This window comes from Pseudoflavonifractor sp. MCC625 (assembly GCF_018784545.1).
GTDB classification, from domain to species: domain Bacteria; phylum Bacillota; class Clostridia; order Oscillospirales; family Oscillospiraceae; genus Pseudoflavonifractor_A; species Pseudoflavonifractor_A gallinarum.
Genome location: NZ_WQOJ01000009.1, coordinates 114769 through 135802, shown reverse-complemented (window position 1 = coordinate 135802; position 21034 = coordinate 114769). Strand labels below are relative to the sequence as shown.

The 21034-nt window shown below is 61.4% G+C and carries 18 protein-coding genes; 12 read left to right on the top strand and 6 right to left on the bottom strand.

Features of this window, described 5'->3' with window-relative positions; genetic code table 11:
• On the top strand, positions 1–405 hold a 405-nt coding region (locus GPK94_RS02920; protein WP_215654347.1), incomplete at its 5' end, for an electron transfer flavoprotein subunit alpha/FixB family protein.
• 87 nt (positions 406–492) lie between these two features.
• Here the strand turns inward: GPK94_RS02920 and GPK94_RS02915 are convergent.
• The 4 genes from GPK94_RS02915 to GPK94_RS02900 all read right to left on the bottom strand — a co-directional run bounded on the left by GPK94_RS02915 (position 493) and on the right by GPK94_RS02900 (position 5730).
• Positions 493–1302, bottom strand: coding sequence for an SDR family oxidoreductase (locus tag GPK94_RS02915; protein WP_215654345.1), 810 nt, complete (start codon positions 1300–1302; stop codon positions 493–495).
• Positions 1302–2195 carry a dihydrodipicolinate synthase family protein gene (locus tag GPK94_RS02910; protein WP_193538524.1) on the bottom strand — a complete coding sequence of 298 codons (894 nt, stop codon included), beginning with the start codon at positions 2193–2195 and terminating at the stop codon, positions 1302–1304. The genes GPK94_RS02915 and GPK94_RS02910 overlap by 1 nt, the downstream gene beginning before the upstream one ends.
• Positions 2196–2395: 200 nt before the next feature.
• Positions 2396–4117, bottom strand: a complete 1722-nt coding sequence (ilvD, locus tag GPK94_RS02905) for a dihydroxy-acid dehydratase (RefSeq protein ID WP_101691598.1) — start codon at positions 4115–4117, stop codon at positions 2396–2398.
• 182 nt (positions 4118–4299) lie between these two features.
• Entirely contained in the window at positions 4300–5730 is a 1431-nt protein-coding gene (locus tag GPK94_RS02900) for a GntP family permease (RefSeq protein ID WP_215654343.1), read from the bottom strand.
• Positions 5731–6375: 645 nt separating this feature from the next.
• Here GPK94_RS02900 and GPK94_RS02895 point away from each other — a divergent pair.
• The 9 genes from GPK94_RS02895 to GPK94_RS02855 all read left to right on the top strand — a co-directional run bounded on the left by GPK94_RS02895 (position 6376) and on the right by GPK94_RS02855 (position 19206).
• Positions 6376–7182 carry an AraC family transcriptional regulator gene (locus GPK94_RS02895; protein WP_180956730.1) on the top strand — a complete coding sequence of 269 codons (807 nt, stop codon included), beginning with the start codon at positions 6376–6378 and terminating at the stop codon, positions 7180–7182.
• 279 nt (positions 7183–7461) lie between these two features.
• Positions 7462–10920: a fibronectin type III domain-containing protein gene (locus GPK94_RS02890; protein WP_215654341.1), complete on the top strand. Its 3459-nt coding sequence runs from the start codon at positions 7462–7464 to the stop codon at positions 10918–10920.
• 28 nt (positions 10921–10948) lie between these two features.
• Entirely contained in the window at positions 10949–12175 is a 1227-nt protein-coding gene (locus GPK94_RS02885; RefSeq protein ID WP_215654339.1) for an S-layer homology domain-containing protein, read from the top strand.
• 10 nt (positions 12176–12185) lie between these two features.
• Positions 12186–12614, top strand: a complete 429-nt coding sequence (locus tag GPK94_RS02880) for a hypothetical protein (RefSeq protein ID WP_215654337.1) — start codon at positions 12186–12188, stop codon at positions 12612–12614.
• An 82-nt stretch (positions 12615–12696) separates the two neighbouring features.
• Positions 12697–13848 carry an iron-containing alcohol dehydrogenase gene (locus GPK94_RS02875; protein ID WP_215654335.1) on the top strand — a complete coding sequence of 384 codons (1152 nt, stop codon included), beginning with the start codon at positions 12697–12699 and terminating at the stop codon, positions 13846–13848.
• A gap of 21 nt (positions 13849–13869) precedes the next feature.
• On the top strand, positions 13870–15321 hold the full coding sequence (locus tag GPK94_RS02870; protein WP_215654333.1) for an aldehyde dehydrogenase family protein: 1452 nt from the start codon (positions 13870–13872) through the stop codon (positions 15319–15321).
• A gap of 403 nt (positions 15322–15724) precedes the next feature.
• Complete coding sequence (locus GPK94_RS02865) at positions 15725–16033, top strand: XRE family transcriptional regulator (protein WP_101691605.1); 309 nt, start codon at positions 15725–15727, stop codon at positions 16031–16033.
• Positions 16023–17279, top strand: a complete 1257-nt coding sequence (locus tag GPK94_RS02860) for a PBSX family phage terminase large subunit (protein WP_215654330.1) — start codon at positions 16023–16025, stop codon at positions 17277–17279. Before GPK94_RS02865 ends, GPK94_RS02860 begins: the two co-directional genes overlap by 11 nt.
• Positions 17280–18003: 724 nt before the next feature.
• Positions 18004–19206: a hypothetical protein gene (locus GPK94_RS02855; protein ID WP_215654328.1), complete on the top strand. Its 1203-nt coding sequence runs from the start codon at positions 18004–18006 to the stop codon at positions 19204–19206.
• On the opposite strand, the gene GPK94_RS02850 is transcribed toward GPK94_RS02855, so the two are convergent.
• Together GPK94_RS02850 and GPK94_RS02845 are read right to left on the bottom strand one after the other, a co-directional pair.
• Positions 19154–19618 carry a permease prefix domain 1-containing protein gene (locus GPK94_RS02850; protein WP_215654326.1) on the bottom strand — a complete coding sequence of 155 codons (465 nt, stop codon included), beginning with the start codon at positions 19616–19618 and terminating at the stop codon, positions 19154–19156. The genes GPK94_RS02855 and GPK94_RS02850 overlap by 53 nt on opposite strands.
• A gap of 13 nt (positions 19619–19631) precedes the next feature.
• Complete coding sequence (locus tag GPK94_RS02845; protein ID WP_215654324.1) at positions 19632–19982, bottom strand: PadR family transcriptional regulator; 351 nt, start codon at positions 19980–19982, stop codon at positions 19632–19634.
• A 157-nt stretch (positions 19983–20139) separates the two neighbouring features.
• Between GPK94_RS02845 and GPK94_RS02840 the strand changes: the two genes are divergently transcribed.
• The gene (locus GPK94_RS02840; protein WP_101691626.1) at positions 20140–20430 is read left to right on the top strand and encodes a NifU family protein; all 291 of its coding nucleotides are present in this window, start codon (positions 20140–20142) and stop codon (positions 20428–20430) included.
• A gap of 134 nt (positions 20431–20564) precedes the next feature.
• A complete protein-coding gene (locus GPK94_RS02835) occupies positions 20565–21032 on the top strand; it encodes a sigma-70 family RNA polymerase sigma factor (protein WP_195279336.1) in 468 nt (155 codons plus the stop codon).
• The last annotated feature ends 2 nt before the right edge of the window (positions 21033–21034 follow it).

The window sequence follows — 21034 nt, the reverse complement described above, 5'->3', positions numbered from 1 at the left end:
GCCAAGAAGCTGGTGGACCTGATCGGCGCCGACGTGGTGGTGTCCGTGGGCCGCGGCATCAGCAAGGACGTGGAGAAGGGAATTGCCCTGGCCGAGGAGCTGGCTGAGGTTCTGGGCGGCGTGGTTGGCGCCTCCCGTGCCGTGGTGGACGCTGGCTGGATCTCTGCCGACCACCAGGTGGGCCAGACCGGCAAGACCGTGCATCCCAAGATCTATGTGGCTCTGGGCATCTCCGGCGCCATCCAGCACAAGGCCGGCATGCAGGACTCCGAGTGCATCATCGCGGTGAACAAGAACGAGACCGCCCCCATCTTCGAGGTGGCCTCCTACGGCATCACCGGCGACCTTTTTAAGGTCACCCCCATGCTCATCGAGTCCATCAAGGCCCTGAAGGCCTCCAAGTAATTCGTTTTCCTTTCACAGCAGCATAAAATAGAAAGAAGCGGGAGCACAGAACCATCTGTGCTCCCGCTTCTTTTCTTGATAAGCAGATCAATATTTGGTGTCATACTCCCAGGGGGCGCCGCCGCACAGGCAGCCGCCGTCCACATGGTAGGCCTGACCAGTCATATAGCTGGAGGCGTCGGAGGCCAGCATAATGGCCATACCGACCAACTCGTCCGGACGGCCGGGGCGTCCCATGGCGATCCGGTCCTTCAGATAGACGGAACGGGTAGGATGATCCCAGGTTACCTGGGTCAGCTCCGTCAAAATATGGCCGGGGCTGATGGCGTTGGCCCGGATGCCATACTGGGCAAACTCCACCGCCATGGCACGGGTGAGGGCGATCACACCGCTCTTGGCCGCGCCATAGACCGAACAGCCGCCCAGCATCCCCTCGTCATTGTGGGAGCCAATGTTGATGATGTGTCCGCTCTTCCGCTTGTACATCTCCCGGGCAACGGCCTGACTCATGAAGAAAAGCCCCTTCAGGTTGGTGTCCATGATGCGATCGTAGGTTTCTTCCTCCACATCCAGGAGACCCTCGCGCTTGTTGATACCGGCCACATTGAAGAGCACATCGATCTTTCCATAGCGGGCGACCACTTCGTCCACACAGGACTGGATGCTGGAGCGGTCAGCCACATCCAGGAGGTGGGCCGACACATGGCAGCCCTCCGCGCTCAGCTGGTTTACCAGCTCCTCACATTTGAAAAGCGTGCGGCCGCACAAGGCGACTTCCGCGCCGGCACGAGCCAGGCCGGCACTGATGGCAGCGCCGATTCCGCCGGCCGCGCCGGTCACCAGAATGGTTTTGCCTTCCAGAGAAAAGAGACTGTGGAGATATTCTGCCGGATTCATCAGCGGATCCCCTCCCGGTGGAAGAGAGCGCGGATCTGGGCGTCATCCTCAACGGTGGCATTGGGCATGGGGAAGGTGCTGGAGCTGGAGGCAGCAATGCCGCGCAGCTTCAGGGCCTCTTTCAGCACGGGCAGGAAGGGGCTGCGGACGGTGTAGAGATCCATCAGGCGGTTGATGGTCTGCTGGCCCTTGGCGATTCCGTCCAGATCGTTGTTGCGGAAGGCCTTGACCCAGGCGGCGCAGAGCTCAGGCACCACATTGGAGAGAGCGCCGATGCATCCGTCCCCGCCGGAGAGGACGTTGTGCGCAAAGTTATCGTCAAAGCCGGAGTAGATCTCAAAGTCAGGCAGTTCCGACTTGACTACCTTGATCAGCTCGCGGGTGTGGTCCATACCGGAGATGGTGTCCTTCATGCCCACGATGTTGCTGTGCAGCTTAGCCAGCTTGACCACGGTATGGGGAGAGATGGTGTATCCGGTGTTGTCCGGAAAGTTGTAAATGTAGATGGGGCCGTCGATGGCGCCGGCCAGATGGTCGTAATACTGAAGCAGAGCCTCATCGTCAAAGTGGAAGTAGTAGGGGGGAAGGATCATAACCGCGTCGGCCCCCTGCTCCAGGCAGTAGTTGGAGAAGGAGATAATCTCATCGGCCACCATGCTGGAGGTACCCACGATGAGCTTGACCCGATGGTCAATGGTATCGATGGCGAACTTTGCCATGGCGCGGCGCTGCTCCATATTCATGGCGAAAAACTCACTGCTGCTGCCCTCGACCAGAATGCCGTCCATGCCCTGTGCGATCAGGTTCTCATAGAGCTTCTTCTGGCTGTCCAGGTCCAGGCTGCCGTCGGCGTGGAACATGGTGATCGCGGGGGTCAAATAAGCTGCTTTCATTTTCATACCCTCTCTTTTCTGCGCGATGCGCATATTTTCCGTATCGTGAAATCATTTTCCGAATTGAAAATACAAAACCAAAACGCCTTCTGGAATTGTCCTTATGATAGCGCGCTTTTGGAACCTTGTCAAGGGCCCGGGACAAATCCCGACGGAAAAAGAATCCCCCCGTCCAGAAGACGGGGGGATGGGGATGGAACTTATTCCAGACCGGCGCCCTTCATAGCGGAGAGAGCATGGTCGGTATAGAGCTTGTAGAAGCCCTTGCGCTTCTCACGGGGCAGGATACCAGCCTTGGCGCGCTCCTCCAGAACCTTGGTGGCCTCCTCCACGGTGCAGGGCTTGCCGTGGATACCGGTGAGGTTGATGGTGCGGTCCTTGACGCTGTAAGAGATGAGGTCGCCCTCCTCAATGAAGGCGATCGGACCGCCGGCAGCCGCCTCGGGAGAGACATGGCCAATGGCCGCGCCGCGGGTGGCGCCGGAGAAACGGCCGTCGGTGATGAGAGCCACCGAGCCGTTGATCCGCTCGTCGCACACGATGGCCTCGGTGGTCATGAGCATCTCAGGCATGCCGCAGCCGCGGGGGCCCTCGTAGCGGATGATGACCACCTCGCCGGGATTGATCTGGTTGTTGACCACGGCGTCGTGGGCGTCCTCCTCGTGGTTGAAGACACGGGCCACGGCGTTGACCACCTCGCGCTGGTTCATGGCGCAGGCGGAGTACTTCAGAACGCTGCCCTCGGGGGCGATGTTGCCCTTGAGGATGGCCACAGAGCCCTTCTCGGGGGCCTTCTCCACGGGGAAGATGACCTGCTCGCGGGTCAGGCCATAGTTGTGCAGGTAGCCCAGGTTGCGCTCAAACCAGTTGTCCTTGTGCAGATCCTCCAGGTTCTCACCCAGGGTCTTGCCGGTGACCGTCATCACATCCAGATCCAGCATGTCGCGCAGCATCCACTGGACCATGGGCACGCCGCCGGCGAACCAGAAGGACTCGGTCAGGTGTTGGCCGGAGGGATTGATGTTGCCCAGGTGGGGCACCTGATGGTTGATCTCGTCAAAGAGCTCGATGGGCAGGTCATAGCCCAGCTCACGGGCGATGGAGGGCAGGTGGATGGTGGCGTTGGTGGAGCCGCCGATGGCGCTGTGGACAATGATGGCGTTGCGGAAGGCGGCAGGGGTCATGATCTTGCTGGGAGTGATGTCCTTCTCCACCAGCTCCATGATCTTGCGGCCGGCATAGCGGGCGTACTGGATCACGTCACGCATGGTAGCGGGAGCCAGCGCGGCGCCGGGGAGGGTGAGACCCAGGGCCTCAGCCACACACTGCATGGTGGAGGCAGTACCCAGGAAGGTGCAGGCGCCCACCGAGGGACAGCCGGTCAGCTTGTAGTCCCGGACTTCCTGCTCGGTGATGGCGTCCTTGCGCTTCTGGCGCAGGGAGATATCGCCAGCCACCAGAGAAGTGGTCTGATTGGGGCCGGGGCGCATGGAGCCGCCGGGCATAAAGATGGTGGGGATGTCCATACGGGCGGCCGCCTTCAGATGGGCGGGAATGGACTTGTCGCAGCTGGAGGAGAGGATCATGCCGTCCCAGGGCACGGCGGAAGCGTGGACCTCCACCATGTTGGCCAGCGCCTCACGGGAGGCCAGAACGGCATTCATGCCGTCATGACCCTGGGCACAGCCGTCACAGATATCGGTGGCATAGTACTTGGCAGGCTTGCCGCCCTTTTCGTACACGCCGTAGACGGCCTGCTCCACCAGCTGGTTCAGATGCCAGCTGCCGGGATGAGAGTCGCCGTAAGCGCTCTCCACCATGATCTGGGGCTTGTTGATATCAAGATCGTCCCAGCCGGTGCCCATCTCCAGAGCGTCGAACTGAGCCCACAGCATACGGTCGGCATGGCTTTTCTGATTCATAAATGCGTCCTCCTTTGGGCATAGAAAACAAATCGGAAATAAAAGAGGAGAAAATGGCCTGCCCCATGCTCGGTAAAGCAAGCAGCAGACCATTTCTCCTTTGGCAGGTTTTCTGGTGGGAGGAGAAAGGCTCCTCGCTTTTTCAAACGTGTTCGATTGGAAGAGTTTTACTTAGCAGGCGATCAGATGATTCCGATCATATTGCAGATCAGCAGCAGGATCATGCTGAAGACGCCAGCCACGGCATCGGGGATGGTGATGTACTTCAGGCCCTGAGTAATGGTGCCCAGGTTGAAGAAACGGCTGACCACCCAGAAACCGCTGTTGCTCACGTGGTTGAAGCACAGGGTGCCGGCACCGATGGCCAGAGTGGCGGCCACGGGGCTCAGGCCCAGAGTGGCCATCATGGGGCCAACCACGCCCACGGCGGTGAGGCCGGCGGTGGTCATGGAGCCCACGGCGGTCATCATGATAGCACCGCAGAAGAAGGGGATCAGGATGGCGGGGATGGGCAGCTTGTCGATCAGCTCAGTCAGCTCGCCGATGGCGGGGCAGGCCTTGATAACCTCGGAGAAGGCGCCGCCCATAGCGGTGATGAGGAGAGCGGCCAGAGCCACTTCCAGACCACGGGCAATCCAGCTGTTGAGCACCACTTCGTTGAAGCCCTTGGGATCAGAACCGGTGGAATCCAGGTTGCTCGCACGGACGGACTTCTTGTGGAAGGTGGCCAGGATCATGGTGTAGATCACACCGGCGCCCAGAGCCACGACCTTGTCGCTCATGATGGCGGCCACAGTGCGGATCATGGCATCTTCCGCCACGCTCTCAGGAATGGACATGTTGATGAAGGAGCCGCCGGCGATCAGGACCACCGGGATCAGGATGGTCAGGAAAGCGGCAAAGGTGTTGGGCAGATCAGGCTCGTTGATGAGGATGTCGGAGACGCTGTTGGACTTGGTCTCCTCAATGCCCTCGACCACGGCGGGCACGGGCTCGATCCATTCCTTCTCACACCACTTCTTCAGGACCAGCCAGGTCAGGAAGAAGGCGATCACAGTGATGACAATACCCCAGGTGATAACCATGCCCAGGTCGGCGCTCAGAGCGACAGACACAGCCAGGATGCCGGGCGTGGGGGGAACCATGGCGTGGGTCAGGTTCAGACCGGTCTGAGTGAAGGTAGCCATGGTGGACATGGAGATGTGCTTACGCTTGGAGAGCACGTTGGCGATGTTGGAGCACAGGATGGTGGTGATATCGCCAAACACGGGGATGGAGACCACATAGGCGGTCAGCGCGGGAGCCAGCTCCAGGTTCTTACCGTGGAACAGGCGGATGAAGAAGTTGGCAATGGCCTTGGCGGCGCCGGTATCCTGTACGCCCATAGCCAGAATGGCACCCAGCATGATGGGGATACCCAGGCTGCCAAGGGTATTACCAAAGCCCTTGGTCAGAAGACCCATGGCTTCCATGAAGGGGAAGCCGTTGACCAGAGCCATACCCAGACCAACCAGGAACAATGCAAACGTGGGATGCAGCTTTACCTTCATAATCAGCACCACCAGAATGGCGATGGCGATTACGAGAGTAATGAGAAATAATACAGCAGACACTCAAAAAACTCCCTTTCCATAACAAACGCTTGCCCATCTGCAAAACCTTCTAAGAATGCAGACGGGACCGGGTCAGGATGCGCGGTTGCTCGACCAATCGATGGGATTACCGGAGGTACATAGGGTTCTGTATCCTCCTGTAGGGTTTCCGTACGTTTGAGACACTCCTCCTTCCTCTGTGCACAGTCGAAAACTGTGGACCTGCCGTGCATATCTCCATGTGATTCCGCTATGCGGAATCACATTTCGGGAGATGATGCTTAAAAAATGCGCTCCTTTTATGGATGCACATTTTAACGTGATTATAATAACCGCTTTGGTTGGATTTGTCAAGATACAATAAAAAACGGAGTGAAAAGTAGAAAATTTAGAATAAAATATTGTAAACTTGATGGTCTGAATCAAAAGAGATGAAACAATATGAAACTTATTTCTGCGATTTGGTCTGGATTTACTTTCTCCAATATAAAAATTAATAAGGTGACCGGATAAAAAGAGACAAAAAACGACTGAGAACAGAATGCAGAAAGTGGTTTGACACACCGGAAAAAGCTATGGTATAACAAAATCAAATCATAAAGCATAGATCAGAAAGCGGTGAAAGAAATCATGCGAGCGGACGATTTCTATAAGCATTCTTTTAAGTTGGAACACGGAGTCGGCTCGCTCTTTGTACAGAATACGGGCCGGCAGCAGTGTGTACCTGGGTACCGCTGGGGACCGGGCGTACGGGACCATTACCTCATCCACCACATCCTCGCCGGGCGGGGAGACTTTGTGGTGGATGAGCAGCACTATACCCTCTCCGCAGGGGATACCTTTCTGGTCTATCCCAATACCAGCATTCTGTATTATGCCGATGAGCAGGAGCCGTGGGAGTATGTCTGGGTGGGATTCCAAGGACGGGAGGCCGGCGGACTGGTGGAGCAGACCCCGTTTGCTCCAGACCGCCCGGTACTGCGGGGATTTTATCCCGAAGAGATCAGCCGTTTGCTGCTGGAGCTCTATTCAGACTACGGAACGACTGCATGGAGCGGCTGCGCGCTTACCGGGAGGCTCTATCTCTTTCTGGCGTTTCTGGTTGACCATGGGCGTGGAGGAACAGCCGGGGAGCGGGACAGGGAGGACTGTGCGGAACAGGCCGCCCGCTATGTGATGAGTCACTATGAACAGCCCATCACGGTGGAGCAGCTGGCAGAGTTTGTCTCCACCAGCCAGAACAGTCTCTACCGCAGTTTTAAGGAACGGTTCCAGGTATCCCCCAAACATTTTATTGTGGAATACCGGATCGAACAGGCCTGCCGCCTCCTCTCCAGCGGGATGTACTCGGTACAGGAGATCTCCAATTCTGTGGGATTTGAGGATCCGCTCTACTTTTCCCGCGCATTCAAGCGGGTCAAGGGACTTTCCCCAAAAGCCTATGCGGAGCAGTGCCGGAAGAATGGAATATAATAGAGGGGAAGCTCCTCCGTTTTCAGGACTGAAAATGGAGGAGCTTTGTACTTTTTGACATAGAATGAGCTGTAAATAGAGAAATAAATTGGAAAAATGGCTGCGAGGCAGAAAGAAAAAAGAAACAAAAGGTTATATTTTGAGATAAAGTCTACCAAACCTATGTGTTTTATGTTACAATACGCCGGCTGAAATATTTGTCATCCGATTGGGGCAGGCAGAGAAGAGCTGCCGCCATAAGAAAAGAACAGGAAGATCAGGAAAGGAAGATATGTGGACATGAACTGGTATCGACGAGCGCTATCTGGACTGCTTGCAGGCGCCATGGGCGTATCCCTGCTGGGGACCGCTCCGGTGGCTGCGGCGGCGGAAACACGCGGCGCCGGCACTGTGCAGGACGCAGAGGGAGAAATTACAGTCACGCTGCGTCTGGACTACCCCATGACCGTCTCCGGCTGGAAGGCAAGAGCCCCGAAAGTCACGCTCAAGCGGAATGGAGCGGCCCTGCTCCAGGCCGGCCTGGAGAAAGCGCAGACCCTCCCGGACGGCGGGAAGGGAAGTGTAGAGATCGCACTGCGCACCGAGGGAGAAGAGGTACGCTATGTGGATATGACCTTTGCCGGGCTCTCTGCCCGGGAGGGGGAGAATACCTATGCGCTCTCTCTGGAGGGAACCGGTTTTTGCCCCTATACCACCCCGGAGCTCACCCTGGATACCCACTCCAAAGGTGTGGTCCTGGGAACGGGAGACGCCACCTTTACGCTGGGTGATGTGACCGGCGACGGCCTGGCCGATCAGCGGGATGTAGCCCGGGTGCGGGATGCATTGGACACCGCGGATGCCGCATGTGACCTCAATGGGGACGGCGTGGTGGATATTTCCGATCTGGCCACCGTCACCATGGCCCAGGATGCCCAGGGCACGGCGCAGATCTTCCAGACCGCGCTGATCCCCGCCAACACGCTGGATCTGGAGCGCATCCAGGAAGCCGTGACGGCGGCAGCCGTGGTAGAGGGAACCGTGTCCGACCTCTTTGCGGACAATGGCCAGAGCGTCAAGCTCTCCCCCAAGGGAGAGGAGAATACCATCACGCTGCCCATCCCGCTCACCGAGGAAGGGGTAGAGATGGAAGAGGTGGCCATCGTCAGCTCGGCGGCCTATCCGGTGGAAACTGGCGTTGTCGTGGCTGAGACAGCCAGCGGAGAGACACTGGAGATCCCCTTCTCCCAGGCACTGCCTGAGGGAGTGTACGCCATTACCCGGACCGATGACGGGCGCAGAACGGTGACCATTTCCCTGGGGAACCGGGTGCCGGTCAAGAAGATCACCATCCGGGTGGAGACCAAGGGCGATGAGCCGGTGGTCGTGGAGCAGATCCGCTTCCTCCAGGACATCGTGCCCGAGGAGCCCGCGGTCCATAAGCCGAAGGTGGAGCAGCTGCGGGCAGAGGCCGGTGTGGAGTCGGTCACCCTGCGCTGGAAGGGCGTAGCCAATGTCACCGGCTACCGGGTGGACTATGGCACCAGCCCCGATGCGCTGAACCAGTCCGTGGAGAGCGGAGAGACCACCTGTGTGATCTCCAAGCTGGAGGCGCTTAAGCCCTACTATTTTGCCGTGACCCCCATCTCGGATGCCGGCGGGAGCCGGTGGGAGGGCGCGCGCTCGGAAGTGGTCACGGCCACACCCAAGGTGGAGAGCCGCCCGGACCGGCCCGACCGCCTTCAGGTGGAGCCGGGAGACAGCCTGCTCACCGTGAGCTGGCAGCCGGGCAAGCGTACCCAGTATGTGCGGGTTGAGTACCGCAAGAAGGGGGAGGCTGCTTTCCAGACGCTGTCCGGCTCCTTCCAGAATAACAGCGCTGTTATCGGCGGCCTGGAGAACGGAACGGAGTATGAGGTGAGAGTCTACGGCGTCAATGAGCTGGGACAGAGCCCCTATTCCGAGACGGTGCTGGGTACCCCCAAGGCCGCAGAGTTTGAGACCCCCGATCTGCCCACCGCAAACCGGCTGGATAATCAGAGTATCATCGTCTCGGCGGACTATCCGTCCGGCAACACCGACTGGACGGTAAGCAAGGGAACCCTGCCGGGATCCGTATATGATGGGGACTACCGCACCAGCTGGGTCGCCAGCACGTACAATCGGTCCAGGGCCTTTACCTTTACCTTTGATCAGGCCTATTCCATGGACTATCTCATCTATGTCCCCGACCTGGGCAACGAGCCCAGCGGACAAAAGCGTCCCTACCGCAACTTCTTTGACAAGTTCAATGTGAGCATCAACGGGCAGGCTGTACCGGAAGATCAGGTCTCCTTTGAGAAGGGGGAGAATAACACCTACTTTATCGTCAAGTTCCCCCGTTCGGACGTGAAAACCATTACGGTGGAGGGTTCTCAGTGGGCTGGCGCAGGCAACATCAGTCTGTCCGAAATCGCCTTCTATCAGTATGACGGACTGGCCGATGAGATCAACGCCCTCTTTGCCAACGAGAGCCATACCGAGCTGGCGCAGGGTGTGGAGGAAGGAACCATCGAGGCACTCCGCACCCGGGCGAGCCGTGCCGAGGCCTACTATGTGGATCGGAAGATCCTCTTGGACGAACTGGACAATGCCCAGCAGCTCCTGGAGGGCCGCCGGAATGAGCTGATGGTGTACTCCGGCCTTCAGAGCCGAAGCGCCGGAGCCGACCAGGCTGCCTTCGGCCAGAGCGCGTCGGCCCTTCAGCCCCTGGGCGTGTCCGCCCGCTCGGGCGCCTGGATCACCGTCTACGTCCAGGGCATCCAGCCCGGCGAGTCGGTCAAGCTGGTGCAGTGGCAGCAGTATGAGGCCGGCGTGTCCGAGGAACAGCAGGTACGCATCTCCTACGAGAAGACTCTCTCTCCCGAGCTTTACGAGATCCGCCGGGACGAGATGGGACGGGTTCACATCACGGCCCGGGAGGGCCTGCTCTCCACGGCTGGACTGCTCCTCACCGGAGAAGCGATCCCTGTGGAAGGAAATGTGCAGGCCTGGGTCACCGATGACGCCGGGGCCCAGCCCCTGGAGGGCTGGACGCTGGCCCGGGAGACCAGCTTCCAGGGGGGCGAGACCTTCCTGTGCTACTTCCAGAAGCCGGGGGCCGACGCGGATGATACCCGGATCTGGATCTATGACGCGGCCCAGATCATCCTCACCGGAATCCCGGAGGAGATGGCGCTGGAGGACATCCAGCTGCTGGATTATCCGGGAGACAACATCGAGTTCACACCGGGAGCATCCATTGGCGTGCTGGAGGAGGAGTTTACCTATGACACCGAGGAGGGGAAGGAGAGCATCCCGGCCGGAACGGTGATCATCACCGGCAGCTACCGGGGAGATCCCCTGTACAACAAGGTGCGCATCCTGGGCAAATTCCAGGAGCGGAAGCCTGCCTCCGACGAGGCACCTGTGCTGCGGGAAGAGATCCTGGAGGGCGATGCCTTGCTCTTTGCCGAGATCCCCAAGGATGGAGCGGTGAGCGACATCAGCGACGGCTTCTTCCTCTTTGTGCCCCTGGATCAGGACCTCTTCAAGGCTGTCAATGAGGACCACGGAGAGAAGCCCAGCGCGGGCACTGCGGTATTGATTGAGCTCAAGGCCCAGCTCTACCGCGGTGAGGACATCGAGGGGAACGGGGAGCGCATGACCAGCGATACCCTGTTCATCAGCGTGCCGCGCTATGACAGTATGCCCGCCATTCGTTTCACGACGGAAGAGTGAGCGGGAGATCAGAAGGAGGAACCATTTCATGCATTCCTGGTTTCGTACCGGAATCTGCGCCCTCACGATGGGCGCCATGCTCCAATTCCCCGCCCTGGCGGCGGGGGTGGAGCTGTCCTTTGACCGGGCGGGCGAGAACGCCGGCGTGACGCTGACGGAGGTGGCCTCCGAACGCTATGCCGCCCAGGTCACCCTCAGCGTGACACAGACCAAAGACATCCAGTTTACCGGCCGGGCGGAGAGCTATGCCATGACCGTCCGGGCCGACCAGGGGGAGATCACCCTGTATGCCGCCGACCGCAATCCGCTGAGCCGTGCAGATGGCCGGCTGGAGATGGGGACCCTGAAGGTGAGTTCGGGCACGGAGATCACCAAGGCCTCCCGTGCGGTGGTCCTGGACCGGAGCCTGGAGCGCACCGAGTGGGCCGACCTGGCCCTGGAGGTAAAGCGGGATACCGCATCCTCCTCCGAGGACAGTGATGGGGAGAGCAGCTCTACCCCCAAAATCACCGTACAGGGAGAGGGCGGGCAGGTCCGGGCGGAGCGGGGCGGCCGGGTGGTCATCACGCCTGACTCCGGATACCGCATTGCCCGCATCCTGCTCAACGGGAAGGAGATCCAGGTGACCAACGTGCTGACCGGGCTGTCCGGAAAGGATCGGCTGGTGGTCTATTTCGAGCGGGAGGAGACAAAGCCCTCTACGCCCTCCTTCACCGACGTGCAGCCGGGAGACTGGTATGCCGGAGCGGTGGAGTTCGTGGTGGAGCGCGGGCTCTTCTACGGACAGTCGGAGACCCAGTTTGCGCCCCAGGCCAATATGAGCCGGGCCATGCTGGTGACTGTCCTCTACCGTCTGTCCGGCGAGAAGGCCCCTGACGCCGCAGGTGTCTTTACGGATGTGCCGGCCGACGCCTGGTACAGCGAAGCGGTGGCCTGGGCTTACGACCGGGGCGTGGCCATGGGGGTCCTGCCCGGGCAGTTTGCCCCGGATCAGAACGTCACCCGGGAGCAGACCGCCGCCCTTCTGAGCCGCTTCTGTGCGGTGCAGGGGACCCCTCTGCCGGAGGGAACGCTGGATTTCACCGATCAGGATGAGATCGGTTCCTATGCCCGGGATGCGGTGGCCTCGGTACAGGCGGCCGGACTGATGCGGGGACAGGGCGAGGGACGCTTTGCGCCCAAGGCGCCCATTACCCGCGCGGAGGTGGCGATGCTGCTGATGCAGTACATCCAGTGGAGCCAACCGGAGAACTGAGAGACGTTCTTTGGCCTACTCCCCTCTCCTGTTTTTGGAGAGGGGAGTCAGCGTGTCGAAAAACTTCGACACGCTTCTCAAAAATGCTTGCATTTTTGAGAGGGGATGCAGGCCGTCGCGCGCATGGCCCAAAGGGCCACACACTTACGGCCTGAGAAGAGTGTTTTCCGACGTACACGCCGCCGGAAAACACGATTTGTCCCTCTTCCGCCGTCTGCGGACGGCGGAACTCTGCGAGGCGCTTGCATCTAAAATCGCAGAAATTCACTTTATCGACAGTCTTACTCCCTCCCTGATATTTTTGGAGAGGGAAGTAAAATTTTATAAAAAAAGACTTGCAAAGACTATAAGAGTGTGGCATAATGACCACAGAAGCTCTGGCAAAAATAAAATAGTCCCCGAGTGGGATAACGCAGTGGAGAGACGGGAGACCGCCTGATCCCTGCGCGGAGAACGCAGCCGTAACACTGGTAGAGATACCGTGTGGACGGCTGATTTTATTTTTTAGGAGGGTTTTTGAGATGATTACCAAGTACCACATGCCGGTGGATATCCACTTTGAGATCGGATGCCTGAAAGAGCTGGGCGGTTTTCTGAGCCCCTCGGACCGGGTACTGCTGGTCACCGACCCGGGCCTCCGGGCGGTCGGCCTGGTGGAGCGGGTGGAGGGGGTCATCACCCCGACAGGGGCGGATCACCTGGTGTACGACGCGGTCTCCCCCAACCCGGACGCCCCGCTGGTGGAGCAGGCCATGGAGACCGTGCGGGACTACCGGCCCACCAAGGTGGTGGCCCTGGGCGGCGGCTCCTCCATCGATACGGCCAAGGTCCTGGCCGCTCTGGCCACCAATGAGGGACCGCTGGTGGATTACCAGTGGAACGGAAAACCCTTCTCCCAGGCGCCGCTGCCCCTGATCGCCATTCCCACCACGGCGGGAACCGGCAGTGAAGTGACCATGTGTGCTGTCATTGTGGACCGCAACTGCAAGAAGGGGATCAACAGCCCCGCCCTCTTCCCGGCGGTGGCTCTGGTGGATGCCGAGCTCATGGCCAGCCTGCCCCTCTACCTGACGGCGACCACCGGTATGGACGCCCTCTCCCACGCGGTGGAGGCCTATGTGGGCAAGGGAGCCAATCCCATCACGGATGCCATGGCCCAGGAGGCCATCCGGCTGATCGGCGGGGCGCTCTGGCGGGTGTGTGCCGACGGAAAGAACCTGGAGGCCCGGCGGGACATGGCCATGGGCAGCGTGCTGGCCGGCGTGGCCATGGATCAGGCGGGGTTGGGCCTGGTCCACTCCCTCTCCAGCCCTCTGTGCACCTTCTTCCACATGGCCCACGGCGAGGCTAATGCCGTGCTGCTGAAATACTGCATGGATTTCAACCTGATGGCACGGCCCGAACGTTTTGCACACATTGCCGCCCTTCTGGGGGAAAACACCGCCGGAATGCACCCCTACCAGGCGGCGCAGGCCTCGGTGCGCGCGGTGGAGCGCCTCTTCGACGAGACCGGCGTGCGGGTGCCCTTCGCCTCCTTCGGCATGAAGGAGAGCGACGCCGAACTGGTGGCAAGCAACCTCCCCGGCTTCCTGCTGGCCAACAACCCCCGCGCCATCAGCCAGAAGCAGTGTGAGAAGCTCTATCTGGAGATCCTGGCCGATCAGACCCGCTGAGAGATGAGAGGAGGACATTCGATGCAAGTGCGTACCTATCGAAACCTGGTGGACGGCGTTTGGCAGGAGGCTGCCGGCGGACAGACCATGGAGATCTTCTGCCCCTGTGATGGGGAACTGGTCTCCCGTGTACCGGCCTCGGAGCAGGTGGATGTGGACCGGGCGGTGGCCGCGGCTCGGCGGGCCTTTGAAGAGGAGAACTGGGCCTTCAATCCCCGGCTCCGCTCCCAGTGCCTGAGCGCGTGGGGTGCCGCCATGCGGGCCAATCTGGAGGAGCTGGCCACCCGGCTGGCGCTGGAGACCGGCAAGCCCATCCATGAGGCCCGCTTTGAACTCAACAGCTCCATCGGCTATGTGGAATACTATGCCGCCGCGGCCCGGACCCTCTACGGAACGAGCACCGCGGTGGAGCCGGGGCTCCTCTCGGTGCTGGCCCGGGAACCGGTGGGCGTGGTGGCGGTCATCACCCCCTGGAACTACCCGGTGACGCTGCTCATGCGGGACATGGCCCCGGCGCTGGCGGCAGGCTGTACCTGTGTGCTCAAGCCCGCCGCCCAGACCACCGGATGCACTCTGGCGGTTCTGGAGCTGCTGGATCAGATCCCGGTCTTCCCGAAGGGCGTGGTCAACGCCGTGTCCGGCCGGGGCGGAACGGCCGGTCAGGCCCTGGCCGAGCATCCCGAGGTGGACATGATCTCCCTCACCGGCGGACTGGAGACCGGGCAGGCCATCATGCGCACGGCCGCCGACACCATGAAGAAGGTCTCCCTGGAGCTGGGCGGCAAGTCCCCCAACATCATCTTTGCCGACGCCGATCTGGATAAGGCTCTGCCCTTTGCCCTCAAGGCCATCTTCACCAATGCCGGTCAGCTGTGCACGGTGGGCTCCCGCCTGGTACTGGAGGAGTCGCTGGTGGATACCTTCCTGCCCCGCCTGAAGGAGGAGGCGGAGAAGCTCCATCCGGGCTACTGCATGGAGGAGAGTACCACTCTGGGGCCGGTCATCTCCCAGACCCAGCTGGATACCATCCTGGGATATATCGAGGAGGGAAAGGCCTGCTCTCAGCTGATCACCGGCGGGTACCGGCTGACGGAAGGGGGCCTGGACAAGGGGTTCTACCTGGCACCCACCATTTTCCTCAATCCGCCCATGGACGCCCGCGTGGTCCAGGAGGAGATCTTTGGGCCGGTGCTGGTGGTGCAGACCTTTAAAACAAAAGAGGAGGCCCTTGCCATCGCCAACGGGACGGCCTATGGACTGGCTTCTGCCGTGTGGAGCCGGGACATCGACAAGGCCATGTGGGTGGCGCGCCGCCTGCGGGCGGGCTCGGCCTGGGTCAACTGCTACAATAAGCTCCTGCCCGAGTGCGAGACGGGCGGGTACAAACAGAGCGGCATGGACCGGGCGGGCGGCGCCGAGGGCATGCTGAAATATACAGAAGTGAAACACCTGTGCGTGGATTTTGGGATCTGAGAGCCATCAGCCGGAACGGAGAGAGCGGTATACCTGCAAAGAGCGGGTATACCGCTCTTTCAGCGTGTCGAAAAACTTCGACACACTTCTCAAAAATACAGGCATTTTTCCGAGGGGATGCAGGCCGCTGCATGCACTCGCTGACACTCGCACACTTGCAGCCTGAGAAGCGTGTTTTCCGACGTACACGCCGCCGGAAAACACGATTAGACTCTCTTCCGCCGTCTGCGGACGGCGGAACTCTGCGAGGCTCTTGCAGCACAAAGCGCAGAAATACAACGTTATCGACCGTCTGAAAGAGCGGGTATACCGCTCTTTTTTCTTTTTCTCCGGATTGGTGTACGGAAACGTGCAACATTTGGCCCTGGGGCTCCAAGGGTGAGAAGGAGGAGAGAACACAGATATGGAACGAGGACGGAAGGAGAAAAAGGAGGTCCTGGAGCAGATGCGCCGGATCGTGCGCAGCCGGCCCAATGACGCCGTCAAGCTGGCCTTTCTGGACAAAGAACAGGTGGAGGAGATCGACGGGATGGATCTCTTCCTGCTCTCGGAGCTGAAACGGAGCGGAAACGGCGGCGTGGAGGTCAAACTCAGCGACCCGCTGCAGACTATGGAACGGCTGCTGGCCGTCCTGCGGGAGGGAGAGACCAGTCCCGCCGAGTCCTTCTACCGGGCGCTGGAAAACGGAGCAGGAGGAAAGGATGCGCTTTGAGACCTTTTCCCCGAAGCAGCGGACCGTACTGACCTGGTGGTGCCCCTCCTCCCCGTGGGTGGAGCGGGAGGCCATCCTCTGTGACGGCGCGGTGCGCAGCGGAAAGACCCTGTGCTGCGGACTCTCCTTTTTCTGCTGGGCCATGGGCAGCTTTCACCAGAGACAGTTTGCCCTGTGCGGCAAGACGGTGGGGTCCCTGCGCCGCAATCTGGTGCGGGAGCTGCTGCCGGTGCTGCGGGAGCTGGGCTTTCACTGTGAGGAGCGGGTGAGCCGCAACGAGATCACCGTGCGCTTTGGGGGAAGGGAAAACCGCTTTTCCCTCTTTGGGGGAAAGGACGAGGGGAGCGCTTCCCTCATCCAGGGGATTACCCTGGCGGGGGTGCTGCTGGACGAGGTGACCCTTATGCCGCGCTCCTTTGTGGAGCAGGCCTGCGCCCGCTGCTCCGTGGCCGGAAGCCGGTTGTGGTTCAACTGCAACCCGGAGGGGCCGGAGCACTGGTTCTACCGGGAGTGGATCTGCAGGGCTGAAGAGCGCAGGGCCCTCCACCTCCACTTCACCATGGCGGATAACCCCTCCCTCTCCCCGGAGATCCGGCAGCGCTATGAGCGGCTGTACAGCGGCACCTTCTACCGCCGCTTTGTTTTAGGGGAGTGGGCGGCCGCTGAGGGGCGGGTATACGACTTCTTTGACGCGAGCTATGTCCGCGCGCCCCCCGAGGGGGAGATGGAGGAGTGGCGCATCTCCTGCGACTACGGCACGGTCAACCCCGCCTCCTTCGGTTTGTGGGGCCGGAAGGATGGGGTGTGGTACTGGGTGGAGGAGTACTACTATGACTCCCGCCGGGAGGGACGGCAGAAAACCGACGGGGAGTATGCCCAGGATCTGGAGCGGCTGGCCGGAGGAAGGGAGATCTCCTGCGTGGTGGTGGACCCCTCGGCAGCCAGCTTTCTGGAGACCCTGCGCCGCGCGGGGTGGCGGGTGGTCAAGGCGGAGAACGACGTGCTGTGGGGCATCCGCATCACCGCCGAGCTGCTGCGCAGCGGACGGCTGGTGATCACACCCGCCTGCCGGGACAGCATCCGGGAATTTTCCCTCTACTGCTGGGACCGGCGGGGGACAGAGGACAAGGTGCGCAAGGAATTTGACCACGCCATGGACGACATCCGCTATTTTGCCGCCCTGGTCAAGCGCCGGGAGCAGGCGGGATGCCTGAGCGGCGGCTTTGTGGAGCGGCGGGTATTTTGATGGACAGGAGGAATCAGCATGGGCTGGCTGGACAGGCGCCGAAAACCGGCGCAGGCTGTGCCGCAGATACAGCTGCGGCAGCCGGAAAAACATCCCTTCGGGGCGTGGGACGGGTATGTGCCGCTGCACAGCGGTGAGACCGCCCTGTACCGGAGCATCCGGGAGGCGGTTCCCATCGTGGACGCCGCTATTTTGAAGCTCATCCGCCTGGTGGGCGGCGTGGAGGTGGAGGCGGCAGACCCAGCGGCCCGGGCGGGCCTGCGGCGCTTTCTCAGCCAGGTCCCCACCGGGCGGGGACAGCGGGGACTGGAGTCCTTTCTGGACTGCTACTTAGACTCCCTTCTCACCTGCGGCCGGGCGGTGGGGGAGGTGGTGCTGGACCGGCGGCACAGAGAGGTGGCCGCTCTGCTGTGCGCCAACGTGGCCGACATCGAGATCCGGGAGGGGGAGAGTCCCTTGGACTTTGCCCTGTGCGCCCGGCAGAGTGGGGGAGAGCCGGTAGAGCTGCCCCGGCAGGATCTGCTCCTCTTCACCCCCTTTCAGCCGGAGACCGACAGCCCCTACGGGGTGTCCCTGCTGCGCTCCATGCCTTTCCTCACGGGCATTCTGCTCAAGATCTATCAGGCCATCGGTATGAACTGGGAGCGTATGGGGAATGTGCGCTTTGCCGTGGTCTACAAGCCCGGGAGCGACGGTATCCAAAAGGGCGCAGGTAAAGGAAGGGGTGGACCTCTCGGAAGAGGATCTGGCCCTCATCCATGCCCAGAGCCGCAGTCCGCTGACGGCAGAGGAGATCTACCCCTTCGCGGTGCGCCTGTGCGACAACCGGGTGGACCGGGACGGGGAGCGCTTCCCCCGGCAGACACTGGAGGAGCTGGCCCCCCTCTTCGTGGGCAAGTGCGGCATCTTTGACCACCGGTGGAGCGCCCGGGAACAGGTGGCCCGCATCTACCGCACCGAGGTGGTGGACGAGGAGGGCACGGCCGAGGGCGGCGAGGGCCGCTGCTACCTGAAGGGCTACGCCTACATGATGCGCACCGAGAGCAACCGGGATCTCATCGCCGAGATCGAGGGGGGCATCAAGCGGGAGGTGTCGGTGGGGTGCAGCGTGGCGCGCCGGGTGTGCTCCATCTGCGGCGCCGATCTGGAGGACCGGAGCCGTTGCACCCATGTGAAGGGGGAGGAGTACCACGGACAGCGCTGCTGGGCCGAGCTCCTCCAGGCCACCGACGCCTACGAGTGGTCCTTTGTGGCGGTGCCCGCCCAGGAGCGGGCGGGGGTCATCAAGGGCCTCTCTCCCACCCTGAAGGATCTGGTACAGTCCCATCCGGAGTGCCGCTCCGAGCTGGAGCGCCTGGAGGAGGAGGCCGCCCGGGGACGGCGCTATCTCTCCTCCCTGCGGGAAGAGGTGGCCCGCCTGGGCGGAATGGCCGAGCCGGGGCTGCGGCAGAAAACCCTCCGCTCCATCGTGGAGCGGCTGGGGGAGGAGGAGTTGACCGCCCTCAAACGCCTCTATGAGGCCAGAGTGGAAGAGGCATACGGCATCCGCTGCACCGGAGGAGAGAGCCTGCGGGCGGTGGAAGGATTCACGGTGGAAAATGGCGCCAGCGCCTGGACGGCAGTGGAGACCTTTGTCCATCGCTGCAACGGAGTGGAACCCTGGTTTGACCGGCAGGGGGTCCTCCACCTGGATGGATGGAGGAGCGGAACCGAGCGCACCCTGAGCGGGAAGCTCCCCCTGATCTCCGCAGTTTGGCGGGAAAAGCGGTACGGGGTACTCTCCGAGGTGCTGGTGCGGGACCGGATGGGGACCGTGTCCCAGACGGTGCGGAACGAGTCCTTCCTGGCCCGGGGCGGGCGGTGCAGACAGGTCCTCACCCTGCCCGGAACGCGGGGCTATGAGGCCATGCGGTACAGCGGGGCCTAGTGTAGATCCCCAGCCGCCCGGTGCCTCGGGCTGTGCCAGTGGAGAGGACAGGCTCCTCCGGCGGAGAGGGGTAATCTCCCGGAAAGAGAAACCGCTCCTCCAGTTGAAAGCCGTGGGAGAGGAGAAACGCGCCCAAGAGAAGAAAGAGAAGGGCCAGGGCGGTGAAGAGGATGGGGAGACGGCGGGGACAGTAGGGATAGAGCCGGTCCAGTGCGGCGCCCAGGGCGTAGGGGTCCCCCATGGCCTGCACGGCCCGTTCCCGGGCCACGTCGGGCGGGACGCCCCGGTCCTCCAGCGCGGCGGCATGGTCCTCCAGATGGGCGGTGAGCTCCTCGGTCACGGCGGCGCGGCCGTCCTTGGAACGGATGAGACGGCACACCTGCTCACAGTAGCGGGAAAAGGGATTCAGCATAGGAGCACCCCCGTTATGCCGGGGAGAGGGAGCCCTCCCCCTCGGCCACGATGGCATCCACCAGATGGCGGAAGGTGTGCCACTCCTCCCGCTTCTCGCCCAAAAGGGTGAGACCGGTCCGTGTGATGTGGTAATACCGGCGCTTGCGGCCCGAGGGGGCCTCCTTCTCATAGGCGGTGACCGCTCCCTCCCGCTCCAGACCGTGGAGGATGGGGTAGAGGGTGCCCTCCCGCAGGGTAAAGGTGTGGTCACTCTTCGCCTCCAGGGCGGCAATCATCTCATAGCCGTACTTATCCCCCGAGGCGAGGAGGGAGAGGACCAGCAGGGTGGTGCTGCCCGAGAGCAGATTTTTGTCGGGTTTCATGTGGGACCTCCTTTCTCCAGATACCTTTTTTATCTAGGTATATTTTACCTAGATAATCGAGGTATGTCAAGGCGCGGCGGAAATTTTGGAATTGTATTTTTGGGCCGGAAATGGTATGGTAAAAGGGAACTATGTGACCGGAAATGGAGTGTCAACGATGCTGGAGAAGATCGAAGCAGTTTTGAATGAAAAGGTGCGCCCCAAACTGGCCGAGCACGGCGGGGACCTGAAGGTGCTCAAGTACGAGGGGGGCGTGGTCCACATCCAGCTCCTGGGTCAGTGCTCCAACTGCCCCTCGGCCTACCTGACCACCGAGAGCGTCATCCAGGCCGAGCTCATGGAGGCCCTGCCCGAGATCAAACAGGTGGTGGTGGACCAGACGGTCAGCGACGAGCTGTGGGAGCAGGCCAAGTCCATCCTCCGGGGCGACCCCAAGTGGAAGCGCTGAGAGAAGCATACCGAAAAGCTGAGCCCCGGCGGAGGTCCGCCGGGGCTTTTTGCTGGCTCGGGAAGAGAATTTTTGCTTGAAGGCAATGAAAGGAAGCCGGAACCGCGTCTAATGGGTGAAAGGGGGGAAGGGCTGTGAAGGAAGCGGAATACATCCGGCGGGCCGAGGAGCTCAAGGTGCGGCTCTACCGGACGGCCCGGCTCTATCTGGGCGGGGAGCATGCCGCTCTGGACGCGGTGGACGAGGCGGTCTACAAGGGCCTGCTGGCCTGTGGAAAGCTGCGGGAGCCGGCCTACTTCGACACCTGGCTCACCCGCATCCTCATCAACGTGTGCAACAGCGAGCTGCGCCGGCGCAAGCGGGAGCGGGCCATGGAAGAGCTGCCCGAGACGGCCGTGGAGGCCTTTGACGCCCTTCCGCTGCGGGAGGCGGTGGAGCGGCTCCCCCGGGAACTGCGGGCGGTCATCGTGCTGCGCTATTTCTCCGGGTATACCCTGGCGGAGACCGCCCGGGCGCTGGAGCTGCCGGCGGGAACGGTATCTACCCGGCAGCGGCGGGCCCTGGAGCTGCTGCGGCTGGAACTGAGCGAACAGGAGGTGTGAGC